At 49.5% G+C, this 19,066-nt stretch carries 15 protein-coding genes and 7 tRNA genes; all 22 read right to left on the bottom strand.

The genetic code is table 11. The features are described 5' to 3' along the window. Positions 1 to 44: 44 nt before the first annotated feature. The 22 genes from rpoC to rlmB all read right to left on the bottom strand — a co-directional run bounded on the left by rpoC (position 45) and on the right by rlmB (position 18,823). A complete protein-coding gene (gene rpoC, locus BLR06_RS12730) occupies positions 45 to 3,995 on the bottom strand; it encodes a DNA-directed RNA polymerase subunit beta' (RefSeq protein ID WP_092073787.1) in 3,951 nt (1,316 codons plus the stop codon). Positions 3,996 to 4,013: 18 nt separating this feature from the next. Next, on the bottom strand, positions 4,014 to 7,835 hold the full coding sequence (gene rpoB, locus BLR06_RS12725; protein ID WP_092073785.1) for a DNA-directed RNA polymerase subunit beta: 3,822 nt from the start codon (positions 7,833 to 7,835) through the stop codon (positions 4,014 to 4,016). A gap of 667 nt (positions 7,836 to 8,502) precedes the next feature. After that, a complete protein-coding gene (rplL, locus tag BLR06_RS12720; RefSeq protein WP_092073783.1) occupies positions 8,503 to 8,877 on the bottom strand; it encodes a 50S ribosomal protein L7/L12 in 375 nt (124 codons plus the stop codon). Between the two features lie 46 nt (positions 8,878 to 8,923). Further along, positions 8,924 to 9,454: a 50S ribosomal protein L10 gene (rplJ, locus tag BLR06_RS12715; protein ID WP_092073781.1), complete on the bottom strand. Its 531-nt coding sequence runs from the start codon at positions 9,452 to 9,454 to the stop codon at positions 8,924 to 8,926. Between the two features lie 206 nt (positions 9,455 to 9,660). Continuing rightward, positions 9,661 to 10,362, bottom strand: coding sequence for a 50S ribosomal protein L1 (gene rplA / locus BLR06_RS12710; RefSeq protein WP_092073779.1), 702 nt, complete (start codon positions 10,360 to 10,362; stop codon positions 9,661 to 9,663). Between the two features lie 64 nt (positions 10,363 to 10,426). Continuing rightward, complete coding sequence (gene rplK / locus BLR06_RS12705; RefSeq protein ID WP_092073777.1) at positions 10,427 to 10,852, bottom strand: 50S ribosomal protein L11; 426 nt, start codon at positions 10,850 to 10,852, stop codon at positions 10,427 to 10,429. A 30-nt stretch (positions 10,853 to 10,882) separates the two neighbouring features. Continuing rightward, positions 10,883 to 11,413 carry a transcription termination/antitermination protein NusG gene (gene nusG, locus BLR06_RS12700; RefSeq protein ID WP_092073775.1) on the bottom strand — a complete coding sequence of 177 codons (531 nt, stop codon included), beginning with the start codon at positions 11,411 to 11,413 and terminating at the stop codon, positions 10,883 to 10,885. Between the two features lie 45 nt (positions 11,414 to 11,458). Continuing rightward, positions 11,459 to 11,674, bottom strand: coding sequence for a preprotein translocase subunit SecE (gene secE / locus BLR06_RS12695; protein WP_092073773.1), 216 nt, complete (start codon positions 11,672 to 11,674; stop codon positions 11,459 to 11,461). A 53-nt stretch (positions 11,675 to 11,727) separates the two neighbouring features. Next, positions 11,728 to 11,803: transfer RNA gene (locus BLR06_RS12690), tRNA-Trp, on the bottom strand. 28 nt (positions 11,804 to 11,831) lie between these two features. Then, positions 11,832 to 11,981, bottom strand: coding sequence for a 50S ribosomal protein L33 (rpmG, locus tag BLR06_RS12685; RefSeq protein WP_092073771.1), 150 nt, complete (start codon positions 11,979 to 11,981; stop codon positions 11,832 to 11,834). Between the two features lie 361 nt (positions 11,982 to 12,342). Then, a tRNA-Met gene (locus BLR06_RS12680) sits at positions 12,343 to 12,419 on the bottom strand. Between the two features lie 7 nt (positions 12,420 to 12,426). Then, positions 12,427 to 12,502: transfer RNA gene (locus BLR06_RS12675), tRNA-Thr, on the bottom strand. A 9-nt stretch (positions 12,503 to 12,511) separates the two neighbouring features. Beyond that, positions 12,512 to 12,587, bottom strand: a tRNA-Met gene (locus BLR06_RS12670). Between the two features lie 12 nt (positions 12,588 to 12,599). Beyond that, positions 12,600 to 12,684 (bottom strand) — tRNA-Tyr (locus BLR06_RS12665). 3 nt (positions 12,685 to 12,687) lie between these two features. Beyond that, positions 12,688 to 12,763 (bottom strand) — tRNA-Thr (locus BLR06_RS12660). Positions 12,764 to 12,839: 76 nt separating this feature from the next. Beyond that, positions 12,840 to 12,915 (bottom strand) — tRNA-Met (locus BLR06_RS12655). A gap of 131 nt (positions 12,916 to 13,046) precedes the next feature. Next, positions 13,047 to 13,847, bottom strand: a complete 801-nt coding sequence (locus BLR06_RS12650; RefSeq protein WP_092073769.1) for an undecaprenyl-diphosphate phosphatase — start codon at positions 13,845 to 13,847, stop codon at positions 13,047 to 13,049. Positions 13,848 to 13,977: 130 nt separating this feature from the next. Beyond that, on the bottom strand, positions 13,978 to 15,066 hold the full coding sequence (locus tag BLR06_RS12645) for a 6-phosphofructokinase (protein ID WP_092073767.1): 1,089 nt from the start codon (positions 15,064 to 15,066) through the stop codon (positions 13,978 to 13,980). Between the two features lie 177 nt (positions 15,067 to 15,243). Further along, complete coding sequence (sigH, locus tag BLR06_RS12640; RefSeq protein ID WP_092073765.1) at positions 15,244 to 15,981, bottom strand: RNA polymerase sporulation sigma factor SigH; 738 nt, start codon at positions 15,979 to 15,981, stop codon at positions 15,244 to 15,246. Positions 15,982 to 16,180: 199 nt separating this feature from the next. After that, complete coding sequence (locus BLR06_RS12635; RefSeq protein WP_092073763.1) at positions 16,181 to 16,708, bottom strand: NYN domain-containing protein; 528 nt, start codon at positions 16,706 to 16,708, stop codon at positions 16,181 to 16,183. A 16-nt stretch (positions 16,709 to 16,724) separates the two neighbouring features. Then, a complete protein-coding gene (locus tag BLR06_RS12630) occupies positions 16,725 to 18,074 on the bottom strand; it encodes a VanW family protein (RefSeq protein WP_092073761.1) in 1,350 nt (449 codons plus the stop codon). Further along, on the bottom strand, positions 18,071 to 18,823 hold the full coding sequence (gene rlmB, locus BLR06_RS12625; protein ID WP_092073759.1) for a 23S rRNA (guanosine(2251)-2'-O)-methyltransferase RlmB: 753 nt from the start codon (positions 18,821 to 18,823) through the stop codon (positions 18,071 to 18,073). Before rlmB ends, BLR06_RS12630 begins: the two co-directional genes overlap by 4 nt. Between the last annotated feature and the right edge of the window lie 243 nt (positions 18,824 to 19,066).

Raw genomic sequence — 19,066 nt, 5'->3', positions numbered from 1 at the left:
TGTGAAAAAACTTCGCCGGGCATTGCCCGTTTGGAAGATCTCTTTTATTCCGTCGTCACAATATCGGCTGCCGGTTTAACAATTTTGATATTGCGGTAGCGGCTCATACCGGTACCGGCCGGCACCAGTTTGCCGATGATTACATTTTCTTTCAGGCCCAGCAAAGGATCAACTTTGCCTTTAATGGCGGCATCCGTCAGAACACGCGTGGTTTCCTGGAACGAAGCGGCCGACAGGAAAGAATCCGTTGCCAGCGAAGCTTTGGTAATCCCCAGCAGGATGGGCCGGGCTACCGACGGTTCGCCGCCGGCTTCAATCGCTTTGGCATTTTCTTCCTCAAACGTATTGACATCAATGTATTCACCAGGCAGTAAATCGGTGTCGCCCGATTCTTCCACTTTGACTTTGTGCAGCATTTGCCGCACCATAACCTCAATGTGCTTATCATTGATTTCAACGCCCTGGGACTTATAAACCTTTTGCACTTCATAGACCAGATAACGCTGGGTATCTTTCAGGCCGCGCACGCGCAAAATGTCATGCGGATTGACCGAGCCCTCAGTCAGGCGGTCGCCGGCTTCCACCATTTGCCCGTCGCTGACAATCATCCGCGCGCCGTACGGTATCTGATAGACCCGTTCTTCACCGGTTTCCGGGAAGATGGTAATTTTACGCATACCCTTAATTTCCTTGAGTTCAACCTTGCCTTCGATTTCGGTAATGATTGCCTGCCGCTTAGGCTTGCGGGCTTCAAACAACTCTTCGACCCTTGGCAGACCCTGAGTAATATCGTCACCGGCAATACCGCCGGTATGGAAAGTACGCATCGTAAGCTGTGTACCCGGCTCGCCGATGGACTGGGCGGCGATAATACCAACCGCCTCACCGACATCAACCGAATGGCCGGTCGCCAGATTGCGGCCGTAGCATTTAATGCAAACGCCATAGAGCGATTTGCAGGTAAGCACCGAACGGATAGAAACCTTTTTCCGGACTTTAACCACCCTTTCGGCCAGCTCTTCATCCAGTTCCTGGTTTAAGCGGACAATGATTTCGCCTGTTTCGGGATCAACGATATCTTCGGCGGCGACCCGGCCGATAATCCGGTCCTTCAAATGCTCAATGACCGCTGAACCCTCGGTAATGGCTTCGACTTCAATCCCCTTAATGTTATTGTTGCGAACCTTCACCTCACGGACATCGCTGCCCAGGATGGCCTCAATGTGTTCTTCCTCCAGTTTGGTATCCGCCGGAACAATTTCCTCGCCAAGACTGTTTTTAATGGCGGCGATTGTGTTCTTGCCCAGCATTTCACGAATCATGGACTGCTTGAGCGCCTGGCGGACATGTTCTTCCGGCGCACCCAGCACGATGGTCTCGCTTGAAGCGGCATTGCTGACATCCTCTTCGATCTGGGCCGAAGTCCCCTTAAGGGTAATCTCCGGCACTCCCGCCTCGCCAATCAGCCGCAGGTTCTCATCATCCAGCACGGTATCCTGCGGGACAATCAAATCAGCTGTTTTTGGATCAAATACATCCTGAGCCAGCAGACGTCCCAGCAGAGTATCACGTAAAAAGCCGATGGCGCTGGTGCTGGATTTGGCCAGCTTCGCCCGTTCACGAATCAGATTAATGCCGACAACATCGCAGTCATCTTCCCGGACTATGACGTCCTGGGCCACATCCACCAGACGACGGGTCAGATAACCGGAGTCGGCCGTTCTAAGCGCCGTATCGGCCAAACCTTTTCTCGCGCCATGAGTGGAAATAAAATATTCCAAAACCGTTAAGCCTTCCCGGAAATTGGCCTTGATCGGCAAGTCGATGATCCGCCCGGACGGGTCGGCCATCAGGCCGCGCATTCCGGCCAGCTGGCGAATCTGCTGAATGTTGCCGCGGGCGCCGGAGTTAGCCATCATATACACCGGGTTAAACCGGTCAAGATTGTTCATCATCGCCCCGGTAATATCATCCGTGGCTTTGGTCCAGAGATCAATGACTTTCTTATAACGTTCGTCATCGGTAATCAAACCGCGGCGGAACTGTTTATCAATCGTGTCAACCTGCGTTTCGGTTCGGGCGAGAATATCCTTTTTCTCCGGCGGCACCATAATATCGGCAATGGCAACCGTTACACCAGCCCGGCAGGCAAACGAATAACCCAATGATTTGACTTTATCAAGTACAACCGCCGTTTTGGCGTTGCCAAATTTCCGGTAACAGTTATCTACCAGCTTGCCCAGTTGTTTTTTATCCATCATGATGCCCAGGCACCATTCGCCATTTTCCTGATAGTAATAGCGAATTTCTTCCGGCAGGCTTTCATTGAAAATCAGCCGGCCCAGGGTTGTATTGACCAGACCGTAGCCGGGAATACGAATTTTAATTCTGGCCTGGAGGGACAGTTCTTTATGCTGGTAAGCCAGCAGTGCTTCATTGATATCAACTACAATTTTGCCTTCACCCTGCGCACCCGGTTTTTCTATTGTCAGATAGTAGGTGCCTAAAACCATATCCTGGGTCGGCACAGCCACCGGCTTGCCATCCTTGGTTGAAAGGATATTATGGGCCGACAGCATAAGAAGCCGGGCCTCCGCCTGAGCTTCCGCCGAAAGCGGCACATGAATGGCCATTTGGTCGCCGTCAAAGTCGGCGTTATAGGCAGTACATACCAGCGGATGAATTTTCAGGGCCCGGCCTTCCGTCAGCACCGGTTCAAACGCCTGAATGCCCAGTCTGTGCAGAGTGGGAGCACGGTTAAGTAATACAGGATGTTCTTTTATTACCTCTTCCAGCACATCCCATACTTCCGGTCTTACCCGTTCCACCATCCGCTTGGCGCTCTTAATATTATGGGCGTGGCCGGCATTGACCAGTTTTTTCATGACAAACGGCTTGAATAATTCCAGCGCCATTTCCTTCGGCAGACCGCATTGGTGCAGTTTAAGCTCCGGACCAACCACGATAACCGAACGGCCGGAATAATCCACCCGCTTGCCCAGCAGGTTTTGACGGAAACGGCCCTGCTTGCCTTTGAGCATATCGCTTAACGATTTTAGCGGACGATTGCCGGGGCCGGTAACCGGCCGGCCGCGCCGGCCATTATCAATCAGAGCGTCAACCGCTTCCTGCAGCATTCGTTTTTCATTGCGCACGATAATATCGGGCGCACCAAGATCCAATAAGCGTTTTAAGCGGTTGTTGCGGTTGATCACCCGCCGGTACAAATCATTCAGATCAGAAGTGGCAAACCGGCCGCCGTCCAGCTGCACCATCGGGCGCAGTTCCGGCGGAATGACCGGAACAACGTCTAATATCATCCACGACGGCATATTGCCTGATTTGCGGAACGCCTCGACCACTTCCAGGCGGCGAATGGCCCTGATTTTTCGCTGACCGCTTACTTCCTTCAGTTCCTGGCGCAGCTCACGGCCAAGCTTGTCAAGATCAAGCTCTTCCAGTAATTTTTTGATTGCTTCGGCGCCCATGCCGACTTTAAAGGAGTTGCCGTATTTATCGCGATAATCGCGATATTCATTTTCGCTAAGCAGCTGCTTTTTCATCAACGGCGTATCACCGGGATCAAGCACGATATAGGAAGCAAAGTACAGAACCTTTTCCAGCGACCGTGGGGAAATATCCAGAATTAGCCCCATCCGGCTGGGAATACCTTTAAAATACCAGATATGCGAGACCGGCGCCGCCAGCTCAATATGCCCCATCCGGTCGCGGCGAACCTTCGAACGGGTCACTTCAACGCCGCAGCGGTCACAAATGATCCCTTTATAGCGGATCCGTTTATATTTACCGCAGTGACACTCCCAGTCGCGCTGCGGTCCAAAAATTTTCTCGCAGAATAAGCCCTCACGCTCCGGTTTTAGTGTCCGGTAGTTAATTGTTTCAGGTTTCTTAACTTCGCCGTGCGACCACTTGTGAATCTGTTCCGGTGAAGCTAAGCCAATGCGCATAGAATCAAAATTGTTTACATCCAACAAGGGGTTATCACTCCCTTCTTATTCTTGGGTATCATCCTCAAACTCATCCAGGAAATCACGGGAATTCAGCCGTTTGGCCTTGTCTTGCACCTTTTTGGCGCCCGGCTTGCCTGCGGCGGATTCCTCGTCGTCATTGTCCCCCCGGGACGGTGCTTCAAAGTTCTCATCGCCCATATCGCCAAGCTCGGCTATGATATCCAGCTCTTCTTCCAAGGGCTCAATTTCATCGCCGGCTTCGATGGCATCAACGACATCAGGCTCAAAATCCGATTTTTTCCGTTCATGAGGACCTGCCGCCACCTCGGCGCTGCCAATACTTAAATCAAGCTCTTTGGCTGTTTCATGAATGTCCTCCTCCGTATCACGGATGAGTATCTCCTGGGCGTCCTCAGTCAGGATTTTCACATCAAGGCCAATGCTTTGCAGTTCCTTGATTAAAACCTTGAAAGATTCAGGCACGCCCGGTTCAGGAACGTTCTCGCCTTTGACGATAGCCTCATAAGTTTTCACACGGCCGACAACATCATCGGATTTTACGGTTAATAATTCCTGCAGGGTATAAGCTGCGCCGTATGCTTCCAGCGCCCATACTTCCATTTCGCCAAACCGCTGGCCGCCGAACTGGGCCTTGCCGCCTAACGGCTGCTGCGTTACCAGCGAATACGGGCCGGTCGAACGGGCGTGAATTTTATCATCAACCAAATGCGCCAGCTTCAGCATGTAAACATAGCCGACGGTTACCGGGTTATCGAACGCTTCTCCGGTCCGGCCGTCATACAATACCGTTTTGCCGTCGGGAGACAAGCCGGCTGCCTTGAGCGCACTGAATACTTCGGTTTCCCTGGCGCCGTCAAATACCGGCGTAGCCAGATGAATGCCGGCGATATCCGGCTTCGGCAAACCATGCCGGTCAAGGTCATAGCCAACGGCTCTGAGCTTATCGTTAACCGCAGGATCGCCTTGTTTAATCTGCATCCCGAGAAAAGCCGCCGCCATTCCCAAATGGGTTTCCAATACCTGTCCGATGTTCATACGCGATGGTACGCCAAGCGGATTGAGTACAATTTGCACCGGGGTGCCGTCCGGCAGGAACGGCATATCCTCTTCCCGCATAATCCGGGACACGACCCCTTTGTTGCCATGACGGCCAGCCATTTTATCGCCTTCAGAAATTTTACGTTTCTGGGCAATATACACCCGGACTAAATGATTGACGCCAGGCGGCAGTTCATCGCCATTCTCACGGCTGAATACCTTAACGTCAACAATCTTGCCGGCTTCACCATGCGGCACCCGCAGGGAAGTGTCCCGGACTTCCCGGGCTTTTTCGCCAAAGATGGCTCTCAGCAGGCGCTCTTCGGCGGTAAGCTCGGTTTCCCCTTTGGGGGTAACCTTGCCGACAAGAATATCGCCCGGTCTTACCTCAGCGCCAATTCTGATGATACCGCGGTCATCAAGGTCACGCAGCGCTTCTTCCGCTACATTGGGGATATCCCGGGTAATTTCTTCCGGGCCCAGCTTGGTATCGCGGGCGTCGCATTCATATTCCTCAATATGGATGGAAGTAAATACATCCTCTTTTACCAGTTTCTCACTAAGCAGAATGGCATCCTCGTAATTATAGCCTTCCCAGGGCATAAATGCCACCAGAACATTAAAGCCTAAGGCCAGCTCGCCATTATCGGTCGCCGGGCCGTCAGCCAGCACCTGACCTTTTTCCACCCGTTCGCCTCTAAATACAATCGGCTTTTGGTTGATGCAGGTTCCCTGATTGGAGCGCAAATATTTTAACAGCTTATAGCTGTCCAAAGTACCTCTATCGGTGCGGATTTTTATTTCCAGGGCGGTAACCTTTTCCACCACCCCGGCGTTTTTGGCCAGAATGACAACGCCGGAATCACGGGCGGCCTTGTATTCCATTCCTGTTCCAACAATCGGCGCCTGCGTCCTTAACAGCGGAACAGCCTGACGCTGCATGTTGGCGCCCATCAGCGCCCGATTCGCATCGTCATTCTCCAGGAAGGGGATCATTGCCGTCGCAATTGACACCACCTGCTTGGGCGATACGTCCATATAATCGACGCGCTCGGCCGGGACAACAATCGTTTCATCCTTATAACGGACGGTAACGCGGGCTTCTTTAAACCAGCCTTCGTCCGTCAGCTCCTCATTGGCCTGGGCAATAACCACTTCATCCTCTTCATCAGCCGTTAAATACCGGACATCTTCGGTAACGATATGACGGTAACGGTCGACTTTGCGGTAGGGCGTTTCCATGAAGCCAAATTCATTAATCCGTCCATAAGTGGAAAGTGAGCCAATCAGCCCGATATTGGGGCCTTCCGGCGTTTCAATCGGACACATCCGGCCATAATGGGAATGATGGACGTCACGCACTTCCATGCCGGCCCGTTCACGGCTTAATCCCCCCGGCCCCAGTGCGCTTAAGCGCCGTTTATGCGTAAGCTCGGCCAGCGGATTGGTCTGATCCATAAACTGAGACAACTGACTGGAGCCAAAAAATTCTTTAATCGCGGCGACCACCGGGCGAATATTAATCAGCGCCTGCGGCGTAATCACATCGACATCCTGGATGGTCATCCGTTCCTTAACCACCCGCTCCATCCGGGACAGTCCAATCCGGAACTGGTTTTGCAGCAATTCACCAACCGAACGCAGGCGGCGATTGCCCAGGTGATCGATGTCATCGGTGTTGCCAAAGCCGTCCATCAGATTAAGCAGGTAATTAATTGACGCAATGATATCATTGCGGGTGATTGTACGGTGCGTATAAGGCAGTTTCGGCGTACAAATCATTTTCACCGGGGCGCCGTCTTTTGTTTTAACTTTCACTTCAATTAAGCTGTCGCCGTCAAAAATACCGTTCTCAGCCAGTTTTTCGAGAACCGGTTCTTCCAATACTGTCCCTTCAGGCACAATAATCTCGCCGGTTTCCTGGTCAACAATCGGCTGATAAAGCGTTTTTCCCATCAGGCGCCGCCGCCAGCCCAGCTTTTTGGTTAATTTATAACGTCCCACCGTCGCCAGGTCATAGCGCTTGGAATCAAAGAATAATGACTCCAGGAGCTGAGTGGCATTGTCAACTGTCGGCGGTTCTCCGGGACGCAGTCTTTTATATATTTCGACCAGAGCCTCTTCCCGGGACGCCGTGTTGTCGCGTTCCAGAGTAGATCTGATGCGGGTATCATCATGAAACAGTTCGGCAATTGCGCCATTGGTGCCATAGCCAAGCGCCCGGATAAGCACAGTGGCCGGCAGTTTACGGGTTCTGTCCACCCGGACTGAAACGACATCATTGGCATCGGTCTCCAGTTCCAGCCAGGCGCCCCGGTTAGGTATTACCGTAGCGTTAAATAGTTTTTTGCCGCTGGTATCAATCGTTTCGCCATAATAAGCGCCGGGAGAACGTACCAATTGGCTGACAATCACCCGTTCAGCGCCGTTAATGATGAACGTTCCATTGTCAGTCATCAGTGGGAAATCACCCATAAAAACTTCTTGCTCTTTGATTTCACCAGTCTCACGATTAATCAGCCGGACATTCACCCGGAGCGGCGCCGAATAAGTAACATCACGTTCCTTGCACTCTTCCACCTCGTATTTGGGCTCACCCAAATTGAAGTTCTCGAAGGATAACACCAAATTACCGGTAAAATCCTGGATAGGCGAAATATCGTGGAAGATCTCCTGCAGCCCTTCCTTCAAGAACCAAGTGTAGGAATTTTTCTGAATTTCAATGAGATTAGGCATGTCCAGTACTTCTTTAGTTTTTGCAAAGCTGTACCTAACTCTTTTGCCCACCGGAACAGGATTGAACATTAAATCCTTCACCCCTTAGCCCAAATTGACTAAAACTTACACATAACATCATGGCAGTCAGTAAATAATAAATGTAAGGCCATACTGCCAAAAGCGGCTGCAGCTTAGCCCAAGCCACACTAGTACCTTGTCAGTTCTAAAACGGCGGGATAATGGCGAGGCTATCTTTCGCAGCACAAGGCGGAGGACGGAGGCATACAGGAGTATGCCGACCGACAACAACGAAGGGTTGCTGACAATAGACCGTCAATATTCACAGGATTAGGGCTGATAAAGTACTAGTACCTTAGCCGCTCCTGTCCGCCGCCATTAAAGAGGCTTGGAACTTGGAGCGGCTTAATCAGCGGATAAAACGAAAAAGGCAAGGCTCCTCATTTAAAATCAAACCTTGCTTTTTTAGTCTGAATGAAAGAATCCGTTTCATCCTCCATTATATTACTATTTCCTGCCAATCGTTAAGTTATACCTTAATCAAAAAATTTTCGAATTCTTAATGCAACTTTTATTCTAAAACAAATGCTGGTTGCAGATTGTCAAACATGTCGCATTTAAGAATATTATCACATTAGACTTATTTTGTCAAGAAAATAAAACCAAAATTACCAAAAAATAAAGGGTACCACTGCGGCACCCTTTATTTTTGCAATAACCTGCATTAAGTATTAAATTACTTAATTTCGGCAGTCGCGCCAGCTTCTTCAAGCTTTGCTTTTAAAGCATCGGCATCTGCTTTGGAAACTTTTTCTTTAATTGCTTTTGGAGCACCGTCAACAAGCTCTTTCGCTTCCTTAAGACCAAGACCGGTAATCTCGCGAACAACTTTAATTACATTGATTTTGCTGCCGCCAGCACTGGCAAGCACAACATCAAACTCAGTTTTTTCTTCCGCGGCAGGAGCAGCGCCGGCGGCGGGAGCAGCAGCCAAAGCTACAGGAGCGGCAGCGGATACGCCGAATTTTTCTTCCAGAGCTTTCACCAGTTCGGATAATTCGAGAACAGTCATGCTCTCAATTGCCTGCATAATTTCTTCTTTATTAGCCATTTTACATGTACCTCCAATATATTCGATAAAAATTTATTTTGCTTAATTAAGCAGATTCTTTTTGTTGGCGTACTGCGTCAAGCGCATACACCAGATTGCGGATAGAGCCTTGCAGAACATTGACCAGACCGGCAATCGGCGATTGCATGCCAGCCAGCACCTGGGCAATCAGTACTTCGCGCGGCGGCAGGGCAGCCAGGGCTTTCACGCCTTGGGCATCGATCACCGAACCTTCAACAATACCGGCTTTAACTTCCAGCACTTCAAGCTTATTTTCTTTCACAAAGTCAGAAATAATCTTAGCCGGAGCAACCGGGTCGGTAAACGATATGGCAAGGGCGGTCGGCCCTTCCAAATGAGCATCCAAACCTTCAAGACCGGCTTCTTTTGCCGCAATCCTGGTCATTGTGTTTTTTACCACACGGTATTCGACGCCCGCTTCACGCAGTTTCCGGCGTAAATTGGTATCCTGAGCTACGGTAAGGCCACGATAATTGGTAAGTACGGCCCCTTTGGCATTAACAAATCTTTCTTTCAGTTCAGCAACAATTGCTTGTTTTTCTGAGGTTACAGCCATGAGAATCCACCTCCTTTCAACCTATAGTTAGGAATTGCGCAAAACAAGCGGTCATACATGAAAAAGACCTCCCGGCAGTATTCACCGGAGGTCGTTATGGCAAAACCATGATTATCCCCGGCCTCGGCAGGCGGACAATGTCCTTTAAACAATACCTGCTGTCTACAGCCTTAAAAGCGTTATTCATTTGTTTGCAAAAATCAGCGTTAATTGGTCTTGCCGGAGGCTTTTAACGGATTTACCTTGATGCCGGGGCCCATTGTAGTACTCATGGTGATTGAACGCATATACTGACCTTTGGCCGCGGCAGGTTTTACTTTAATCAATGTATCGATCAGGGTGTGGAAGTTTGCTAAAAGCTTCTCACTATCAAAGGACACTTTACCAATAGGCGCATGGATATTACCAGCTTTATCGGTACGGTATTCAATTTTCCCTGCTTTAATTTCATTTATTGCCCGGGTGACATCCAGCGTTACGGTTCCCACTTTGGGATTTGGCATTAAGCCTTTTGGACCAAGAATTTTCCCCAGGCGGCCCACTGTACCCATCATATCCGGGGTGGCAACAGCCACATCAAAATCCGCCCAGCCGCCCTGAATCTTTTGCACAAGATCATCAGCGCCGACAAAATCAGCGCCGGCGGCTTCCGCTTCCTTAACCTTTTCGCCTTTGGCAAACACCAATACACGCTTGGTTTTACCAGTACCATGCGGGAGCACTACCGCCCCGCGGACCTGCTGGTCGGCATGTTTAGGATCGACCCCCAGTTTGACGGCCACCTCGACGGTTTCATCAAATTTAGCGGTAGCTGTTTTCTTAACCAAATCTACTGCTTCTTCGGCTTCATATACTTTATCTTCAAGAAGTTTAGCGGCTTCCTGATACTTTTTCCCAAATTTCGGCATTACAAATTCCTCCTGTTGTGGTATTAGCGGAACTTCCTCCCACCAGGCATGCATTATAGACAGCTTAGTCGATAATGTCAATACCCATACTGCGGGCAGTGCCTTCAATCATCCGCATAGCGGCATCGACACTGGCAGCATTCAAATCCTGCATTTTACTTTCGGCGATTTCACGCACTTTGGCGCGCTGAAGTTTGGCAACCTTCTTTTTGTTAGGTTCACCTGATGCGGTTTCAAGTCCGGCGGCTTTTTTAAGCAAAACAGCCGCTGGCGGGGTTTTGGTGATAAAAGTAAAAGAGCGATCCTCAAATACTGTAATCTCGACAGGGATGATCAGCCCAGCCTGAGCGGCTGTTCTTTCATTGAAGTCCTTAACAAAAGCCATAATATTAACACCAGCTTGACCGAGCGCAGGACCGACCGGAGGCGCTGGAGTAGCTTTACCTGCAGGAACTTGCAACTTAACAAGTTTAACAACTTTCTTAGCCATTTATTTATTACACCTCCTTATATTAATCACTTATATCTTCTCTACTTGCGTAAAATCCAATTCAACTGGAGTCTCGCGTCCGAACATGTTGACAAGAACCTTAAGCTTGCTGCGGTCAGGATATAACTCGGTAACAGTAGCTGTCCAATTCTCAAAAGCACCTGAATTAATGCGCACATGTTGAGAAACCTTAATATCAATCTTTGGTTTTAGCTCTTCCATGCCCATTGCTTTAAGAATACGTTTCACTTCAGCTTCAGTGAGCGGGATAGGTTTCGTGCCGGAACCAACAAAACCAGTTACCCCTGGCGTATTGCGAACCACATACCAGGACCGGTCGTTGACAATCATCTCAACCAATACATAACCGGGAAAAACCTTTTTCTTGGCAATCTTTTTCTTGCCGTCTTTAATTTCAACTTCATCTTCCATCGGCACAAGCACCCGAAAGATTTCGTTTTCCATTGCCATCGAATGAACTTTACGCTCCAGGTTGGCTTTTACCTTATTCTCATAACCGGAATATGTATGGATTACATACCAATTTTTTTCGGATTCCATCGCCTTAAGGGACGCCTGCTTACGTCCCCCACCCCCTTAGCCGGCTTATCGTAAAATCAAATGCAATAATTCATTAAACAGGGAATCAACTAGCCAAATCAATATGGAAACTGTTATGACAGAAACAAATACTATTCCTGAATACGAAATAAGTTCCTGTCTAGTCGGCCATGATACTTTTTTCAGTTCGGCTTTTACTTCCCGGAAAAATTTTTTCCAACGCGAAGTAGTCCCTTGCACAGCTGTTTCTTGAGCAGCCATTCTTCTTCACATCCCCGTAGCGTACTGCTATTGAGCTTAAACACAAAGTATACTGGCAGGGGCAGTAGGACTTGAACCCACAACCAACGGTTTTGGAGACCGCTACTCTACCAATTGAGCTATACCCCTACTTATATTAATGCAAGTAACAAATCATTTATTTTGTTTCTTTGTGTAAAGTATGTTTTTTACAAAATTTGCAGTACTTATTGAATTCCAATCTATCCGGGTCGTTCTTTTTGTTTTTATTGGACTGATAATTGCGTTGCTTGCAATCCACACAGGCCAATGTTACTGCATTGCGCATCTTTTGCACCTCTCTTACCTGTAAATATGACAAGTCTTCAAAATGTCACTAATATAATCTAGCATACTTATATCGCCCTGTCAATAGCCCACGGGGCCGGGCATGTTATTTTTCCAGCTTAACCCTGTTGGGTAAAATCAGGATAACAGGCAGTTGCATTGCCGCGCTCAGCAGGACAAGTCACTTTATAAATATTTCCATTTGCAGGCCGTTTTATTCATGCCGCGCCTTCCCCGGGTAAGGTCGGCCGCGCCCGGCCCGCCGCGGCTTCTCCCGGCAAATACAGAACGTCCGGCGCGATACTGCCGCCAAGCTTCAATACAGCAAAAAAACCCCGAAGCACGAGGTTTCATCAACGATGTGGTGGCGGCGCAGGGATTTGAACCCCGGACACTGCGGGTATGAACCGCATGCTCTAGCCAACTGAGCTACGCCGCCAAATATGTGGAGCTAGTGACCGGGATTGAACCGGTGACCTTATCCTTACCAAGGATACGCTCTACCGACTGAGCTACACCAGCATATAAGCTTGGTTGCGGGGGCAGGACTTGAACCTGCGGCCTTCGGGTTATGAGCCCGACGAGCTACCAACTGCTCCACCCCGCGATAAATGGTGTATGGTGGATGGGGTTGGATTCGAACCAACGAAGGCAGAGCCGGCAGATTTACAGTCTGCTCCCTTTAGCCACTCGGGAACCCATCCGTATGGAGCTGGCGAGAGGAATTGAACCCCCAACCTGCTGATTACAAGTCAGCTGCTCTACCAATTGAGCTACACCAGCATGTCGCTTAACACAAGATATATTGTATATCACCTGATACATTATGTCAATATAAATTTTACTAAATCAAGAAATTTGGTTGCGGGGGCAGGACTTGAACCTGCGGCCTTCGGGTTATGAGCCCGACGAGCTACCAACTGCTCCACCCCGCGATAAACAGCATTACCTGGTGACAAGATATAATATTACCACAACTTATTATAAATGTAAAGCCTTTTTAAAAAGTAATTTTATCCAGCAACAACAGACACGTCCTAGCCGGCAGCGACAGAACAAACAGCGATTATCTGACAAAAAAATAATAATACGAAAATGCCGCCAAAACAAAGCGGTAATAAGCAAATGCCGCCAATGAGGAATTGTTTAGAAACCGGAGAAACCAAACCACCGATATGTAGGCCACGACAAAAGCCACGACAAAACCAATGGCAAACATATTAAGTTCGTTGATACTCAGTTTATCCCAAACTTTTAGTAAATCATACAAACAGGCGACCATCATTAAGGGAGCCGCGATAATAAAGGAAAAATCGGCGGCGGCTTTGCGGCTGAGACCAAAAAAAAGGCCGCCCGCAATTGTTGAGCCGGACCGGGAAAAACCCGGCCAAAGGGATAAAATCTGAAACAAACCAACCCAGAAAGCCTGTTTAACACTGATCGAATCAACATCCCGGGTCAGCACCCGGCTGGAGGTTTTCTCCGCTGCCAGCATGAATGCCCCACCCGCTACCAGGCCAATAATGACAGTATAAGGTGAAAATAGATAGGTTTTGATCACTCCATGCAGCAAAAAACCGACCCCCATCACCGGAACAATTCCGGCGATTACGTGCTGGGCCGTCAGGCCGCGTCTATAAACGTTCAAGCGCTGTGGTCTCAGCATGCTTACATATTTATCACGATAGATAAACAATACCGATAATATCGCCCCTAACTGGATGAACACTTCAAATACACTGGCAATTTCACCTTCAAAATTTAGCATTGAGCCCACAATAATCATATGTCCGGTTGAAGAAACCGGCAAAAATTCAGTAAGACCTTCCACAATACCGATGATTACGGCAATCACATTATCACTCATCAGGTCACATCCTTTTTAACAAAATCCCCGCAAAACGTTTGTTTAAACCCGCAACCGAACAGTCCGGGCGCTAGGCCGGCAGCATCAGCAGAGAATCAACTTCCGCGCTTGCAGGCCACTATTCATATCGCTAATCGCCAAAACAAATATTGATTGCCCGGGCGTCAGCAACCAAATCTCCTTCAACCGGCACATTCCCCGGTTTTCCGGCAATGTCCGCCAAGGCCAGCGTAACAATTCGGTTAGCCTGCAAAGCTACCATACAGCCGGTCTGACCAGTCAGCAGGCACTCAACCGCGGCTACGCCGTAGCGGGTAGCCAGAACCCGGTCAAAGGGCGTCGGGCTGCCGCCCCGCTGCAAATGCCCTAAAACAGTGCATCTGGACTCCACGCCGGTCAACCGTTCAATGTCGCGGGCCAATTTTTCGCCAATGCCGCCTAAGCGAATGCTCTCACTACTGCCCTCAGCCGCCTTAACACCAACCATTTTTCCCTGCAGCGGCCGGGCGCCCTCTGCAACCACAATAATGCTGAATAGTTTTCCATTCGCCCGGCGTTCGGTTATTTTTGCATTCACAGCGGCCAGATTATAGGGGATTTCCGGAATTAAAATGCAGTCCGCTCCGCCCGCCAAGCCGGAATGCAAGGCAATCCAGCCGGCATACCGGCCCATAACCTCCAGTACCATTACCCGGTGATGCGACTCGGCAGTAGTGTGCAGGCGATCCAGCGCATCTGTGGCTACACTTACCGCCGTATCAAAACCAAACGTACGCTCGGTGCCGGGAATATCATTATCAATTGTCTTAGGCACGCCGATCACCGGCAGGCCCAATTGGCCAAACTCAGCGCCAATCCGCAGCGTTCCGTCCCCGCCAATGACGACCAGCGCTTCAATTCCCTTGGCCGCCAGATTGGCCAGAGCCTGGCCTGATAAATCGGCATAGACAACTTCATCTTCTTTATGTAAGCGATAGTTGAAGGGATTATCACGGTTGGTAGTACCCAAAATCGTCCCGCCGCGCGGCAAAATGCCGGAAACAGAACTCACAGCCAATGCCTCCAGCTGGTTTTCCACCAGCCCGCCAAAGCCGTTTCGCATGCCCCAGACTTCTATTCCATTACCGGCTGCGGTCTTCACCACAGCCCGGATAACGGCATTGAGTCCCGGACAGTCCCCGCCCCCGGTCAAAACGCCAATACGTTTAAATTCAGCCATAACTGCCTCCCGCCTGCTATTTCAGCCTAATTCTAAATCTTTACTAATTCTTTATACGCCAAAATATGGTGATTATCCTTTGTGGATAGAAAATGCATTTAACCGCAAAGTACGCGAAGGACACAAAGGGAACGCAAAAAAACAAATAAAAAAAGATGGCACCCCTTAGGATGTCATCTAATCGTCATCACCGTCAATACAATCACACAGTTCGTGCAATTCCCGGTTTAATCCGGTCAAGCCCCTGTACATGCCGCGAATCTCCGTATCATCACCGCGATTGTCAAGATACCGCTCCAATTTACGCTTAACCCGCTGCAGGGCATTATCAATTGATTTAACATGACGTTCCAGTTCAACAGCAATCTCCTGATAAGATTTGCCATCAAGGTAAGACATAAGTACTTTCCATTCCAAATCACTCAGAATCTGGCTCATCTTGGCCTCAATATCAATAAATTCCTCACGGCTGATCACGAGCTCTTCAGGGTCAGATATCTTGGAACCGGATAACACATCCAGCAGAGTCCGGTCAGAATCCTCATCATAAATAGGTTTATTCAACGACACATAGGAGTTCAGGGGAATGTGTTTCTGCCTGGTAGCTGTCTTAATGGCAGTAATGATCTGCCTGGTCACACAGAGTTCGGCAAAAGCCCGAAAGGAAGACAGTTTATCATTGCGAAAATCCCTGATGGCTTTATACAAACCAATCATACCTTCCTGAATGATATCCTCCCGGTCTGCGCCAATCAAAAAATATGATCTGGCCTTAGCCCGAACGAAGTTGCGGTATTTGTTAATCAAATAATCCAGCGCGACTGTGTTGTCGTTTTCTTTGGCATCTGCCACAATTTCTTCATCAGTCATATTCTCAAATCCACCGTATGACTCGTATTGAGTGTTTAGCCGCATTGCACCGCCTCCTCATTCCTCAATCTGGCTGTATATCGAACCTGCAGTTAAAAACAACTACAAAAAGAAAATGCGCTAAAGCGCTTGTTTTACAACACATATGCCATGTTTCTTCAAAGCAAATTATACCCTAGGGCGTTAAAGTAGTCAAGCTTAACTTGTCCGCATCCTATTGTTACCACTTGCGGCCCGCCGCGTTTTAGCGGCCGCGCCTTAATTCGTTTAAGCGTCTGGCCACATCGCCATCCAGCCGATTTTCCAGTTCATGCCGGCGGCGATGATGTGCCGAGTCGGCGAAACGGTCCCGTATGACTTTATTCACCCGTTTAACATCTTTTAGCAATTCCCGGGCCGAAATGCGATAGGCCCCCACCCCCAACACCAGCATTTGCTCAGCGCCGTCCGAAGTGGCGACATAAACCGCTTCGCCCCGCCTTACCAGATCATAGGCCAGTTTCTCAATACAGCTGTCGGCTGTCGAGCCTTCTTCTGTAAAAATCACGGTAATCCCCTGAGCGATCTGCCGGTGCATTTGGCCGCCTGCGACAAAATGAGCGTCAAACACCACGACTACCTGATAATCCATAAATGCTCCGTAATGGGCCAGAATATCCACCAATCTGTCGCGGGCGTGTTCAAGATTATCTTGAAGGGCGGCTAACTCCGGCCAGGCATTCATAACGTTATAACCATCGACCAAAAGATGATCTTTTCCAGCTGATTTCATTTATTTACTTCTCCCATTAGTGTTCCGCCACAAAAGAGGGAATCTGCGTGCCAAATTTTACAATCGTGTGGTCAGGCAGGTACTGATCCTTGGACAATATCTCTCTCTTTAGCTCGCGTCCCGCCGAACGCACCACCCTGACTGTCGTAATTTCATAACCCGGTTTTCCCTGTTTGTCTACTTTGGTTTCTCCCAGATACATCGTTGCGTCCTGCTTTTTTACTACCTCCGGCGGGATAATCCGCTGCTCCAGCGAGATCACCTCAACTGCCGCCGCCGGCCGCTCCCTGCCGAATAAACCGACAACCAATTGATCGCCGTTAACCTCAGCGATAATCATCACCGGCGACTTGGCCGTATTGGTAAATTTAAAATCCAATACGCCGAAAACCACTGTCGCATCCCGGCCGAGCGGCACATAGCCAAGCGGCTTGGAATGATTATAACGTTCGGTAATCGCTAAATCAGCCAGCAAAACCGCATTATACAAAGTGGAGGAAACCTGACAGATTCCACCGCCAATCCCCGGCACCAATTCACCGTCCACCAATTCCATTGCTTCTTTAAAGCCATAGTTTTTTTCTCTCGGCCCGACAACCTCGTTAAAAGAAAAGGCCTGGCCGGGGTACACAATATGACCATTGATTTTATTTGCAGCCAATTTAATATTCGTACTGCGATTTACATCCTGGGAATTAAACCGGGTGGAATAATTGCTTAACATTTCACGAATACCGGTACGTTGGATATCGCTTACCGTAATTGCCGGATACAGCGGAGTAACCGGCAGAGCCACACCGCTGACATCCGGTTTTTTCAAGGCCTGCACTACCAGAGGCCGGAGTACTTCAACCTCAAGCTTGCGCCCCTGCTCCTGGGGCACAACGCCGCCGGTAAGCAGGCTCAAGGCCGCATTGCGCGGCGGACGCTCAATCGATTCCCGCCAGACCTCAACCAGTTGTTCCAGCTTACTCTCATTATACTTCACCTTTACCGGAATGCGATAGCCTTGATGACCGGCTATGTAGATATTTTTCAATTTTTCCCACAGTGAACCGCGGCGCCCGTAATTCCAGGCCTCATCCACAGTGGCCTCAATGTCAAAATCAAAATCAATGCTTTGGGCATCAATTTTAAATACCGTATCGCCATAATAAATATCAATTGCTTTTGCCAGCTGCTCTTGCCGCCATACTTGAATAAGCTGGGCGACCTCAGCCCTGCTGCGCCCTCCGACCTCTACGCCTTCGACCGCAATACCGGCATATACGCTACTGCCGTATAGCGGCTTTACGAGATTCCAGCCCGCCAAGCTGACGGCGATCATCAATAAACCTGCCAAACACAGCAGTATTTTTCCTCTCATTCAGCCTTCAACTCCCGTTGTTTTAACGCTTCATACAATAATAGCGAGCATGCCACCGACGCATTCAGCGAGTTTATTTTCCCCCGCATCGGAATGCGCACCAGAAAATCGCAGTGTTCTCTGGTCAGCCTACTTAGGCCCTTGCCTTCACTGCCGATGACAATGACCAGCGGACCGGTCAGATCAGCCTGATAGTAAGCCTTATCCCCGGCCATGTCTGCGCCCGCTACCCACAGACCGGCCTGTTTTAAATCTTTTAACGTTTGGGCGACATTGCCAATGCGCGCTACCGGAACATACTCGACCGCCCCGGCCGAAGTTTTGGCGACGGTTGCCGATAAGGGACAGCTCCGCCGCTTGGGAATAAGCACGCCATGTACACCGGCCGCATCAGCAGTACGCAGAATCGCTCCCAGATTATGCGGATCCTCCAGTTCATCCAGCAATACCAAAAACGGCGCCTCTCCCACTTCGGCGGCTTTCGCCAAAATGTCCTCAACTTCCACATAATCCACCGGCGCAGCCAGGGCGGCAATACCCTGATGCCGCATCCCGCCGGACAGCTCATTGAGTTTGCCGATTTCCACTTCCTGTACAATCAGGCCGCTATCGCGGGCTATGCCGATGATTTCTTTGATCGAGCCTTGCCGCTGCCCCTTGGCAATCAGCACCTTATTCACTGAACGGCCGCTTTTTAAAGCCTCCAGCACACTGTTGCGGCCAACGATAACGTCTGCAGTAGTATCCATGTTAAAATCCTCCCAGCCATTTCAGGCAGTTTTTTTATTTTTTCCAGCAATGTACCAATTATGTATGGAGTAAAAACAAGGGAACGGTGTTAACCGCAAAGTACTCGAAGGACGCAAAGGGAACGCGGGGGACGGGTTTTTTTTAAACCACAGAGGGCACGGAGGGCTCAGAGGGGTCGGGGATTGGTGTTTAAAGCTAAGGCTTGATAGACTGGCTGGCGGCGGATTTCTCTGCGGCCGGCT

It is taken from the genome of Dendrosporobacter quercicolus (assembly GCF_900104455.1).
GTDB classification, from domain to species: Bacteria; Bacillota; Negativicutes; order DSM-1736; family Dendrosporobacteraceae; genus Dendrosporobacter; species Dendrosporobacter quercicolus.
This window is presented reverse-complemented; position numbering and strand designations above follow the sequence as displayed.

Coding starts and splice junctions, on each gene's coding strand:
- rpmG (WP_092073771.1), bottom strand. CDS start 11,981: ATGCGCAATGCAGTAACATTGGCCTGTGTGGATTGCAAGCAACGCAAT.
- rplJ (WP_092073781.1), bottom strand. CDS start 9,454: ATGGCTGTAACCTCAGAAAAACAAGCAATTGTTGCTGAACTGAAAGAA.
- rplK (WP_092073777.1), bottom strand. CDS start 10,852: ATGGCTAAGAAAGTTGTTAAACTTGTTAAGTTGCAAGTTCCTGCAGGT.
- secE (WP_092073773.1), bottom strand. CDS start 11,674: ATGGCTGCTCAAGAAACAGCTGTGCAAGGGACTACTTCGCGTTGGAAA.
- sigH (WP_092073765.1), bottom strand. CDS start 15,981: ATGCGGCTAAACACTCAATACGAGTCATACGGTGGATTTGAGAATATG.
- rplL (WP_092073783.1), bottom strand. CDS start 8,877: ATGGCTAATAAAGAAGAAATTATGCAGGCAATTGAGAGCATGACTGTT.
- rlmB (WP_092073759.1), bottom strand. CDS start 18,823: ATGGATACTACTGCAGACGTTATCGTTGGCCGCAACAGTGTGCTGGAG.
- nusG (WP_092073775.1), bottom strand. CDS start 11,413: ATGGAATCCGAAAAAAATTGGTATGTAATCCATACATATTCCGGTTAT.
- BLR06_RS12645 (WP_092073767.1), bottom strand. CDS start 15,066: ATGGCTGAATTTAAACGTATTGGCGTTTTGACCGGGGGCGGGGACTGT.
- rpoB (WP_092073785.1), bottom strand. CDS start 7,835: ATGTTCAATCCTGTTCCGGTGGGCAAAAGAGTTAGGTACAGCTTTGCA.
- BLR06_RS12630 (WP_092073761.1), bottom strand. CDS start 18,074: ATGAGAGGAAAAATACTGCTGTGTTTGGCAGGTTTATTGATGATCGCC.
- BLR06_RS12635 (WP_092073763.1), bottom strand. CDS start 16,708: ATGAAATCAGCTGGAAAAGATCATCTTTTGGTCGATGGTTATAACGTT.
- rplA (WP_092073779.1), bottom strand. CDS start 10,362: ATGCCGAAATTTGGGAAAAAGTATCAGGAAGCCGCTAAACTTCTTGAA.
- BLR06_RS12650 (WP_092073769.1), bottom strand. CDS start 13,847: ATGAGTGATAATGTGATTGCCGTAATCATCGGTATTGTGGAAGGTCTT.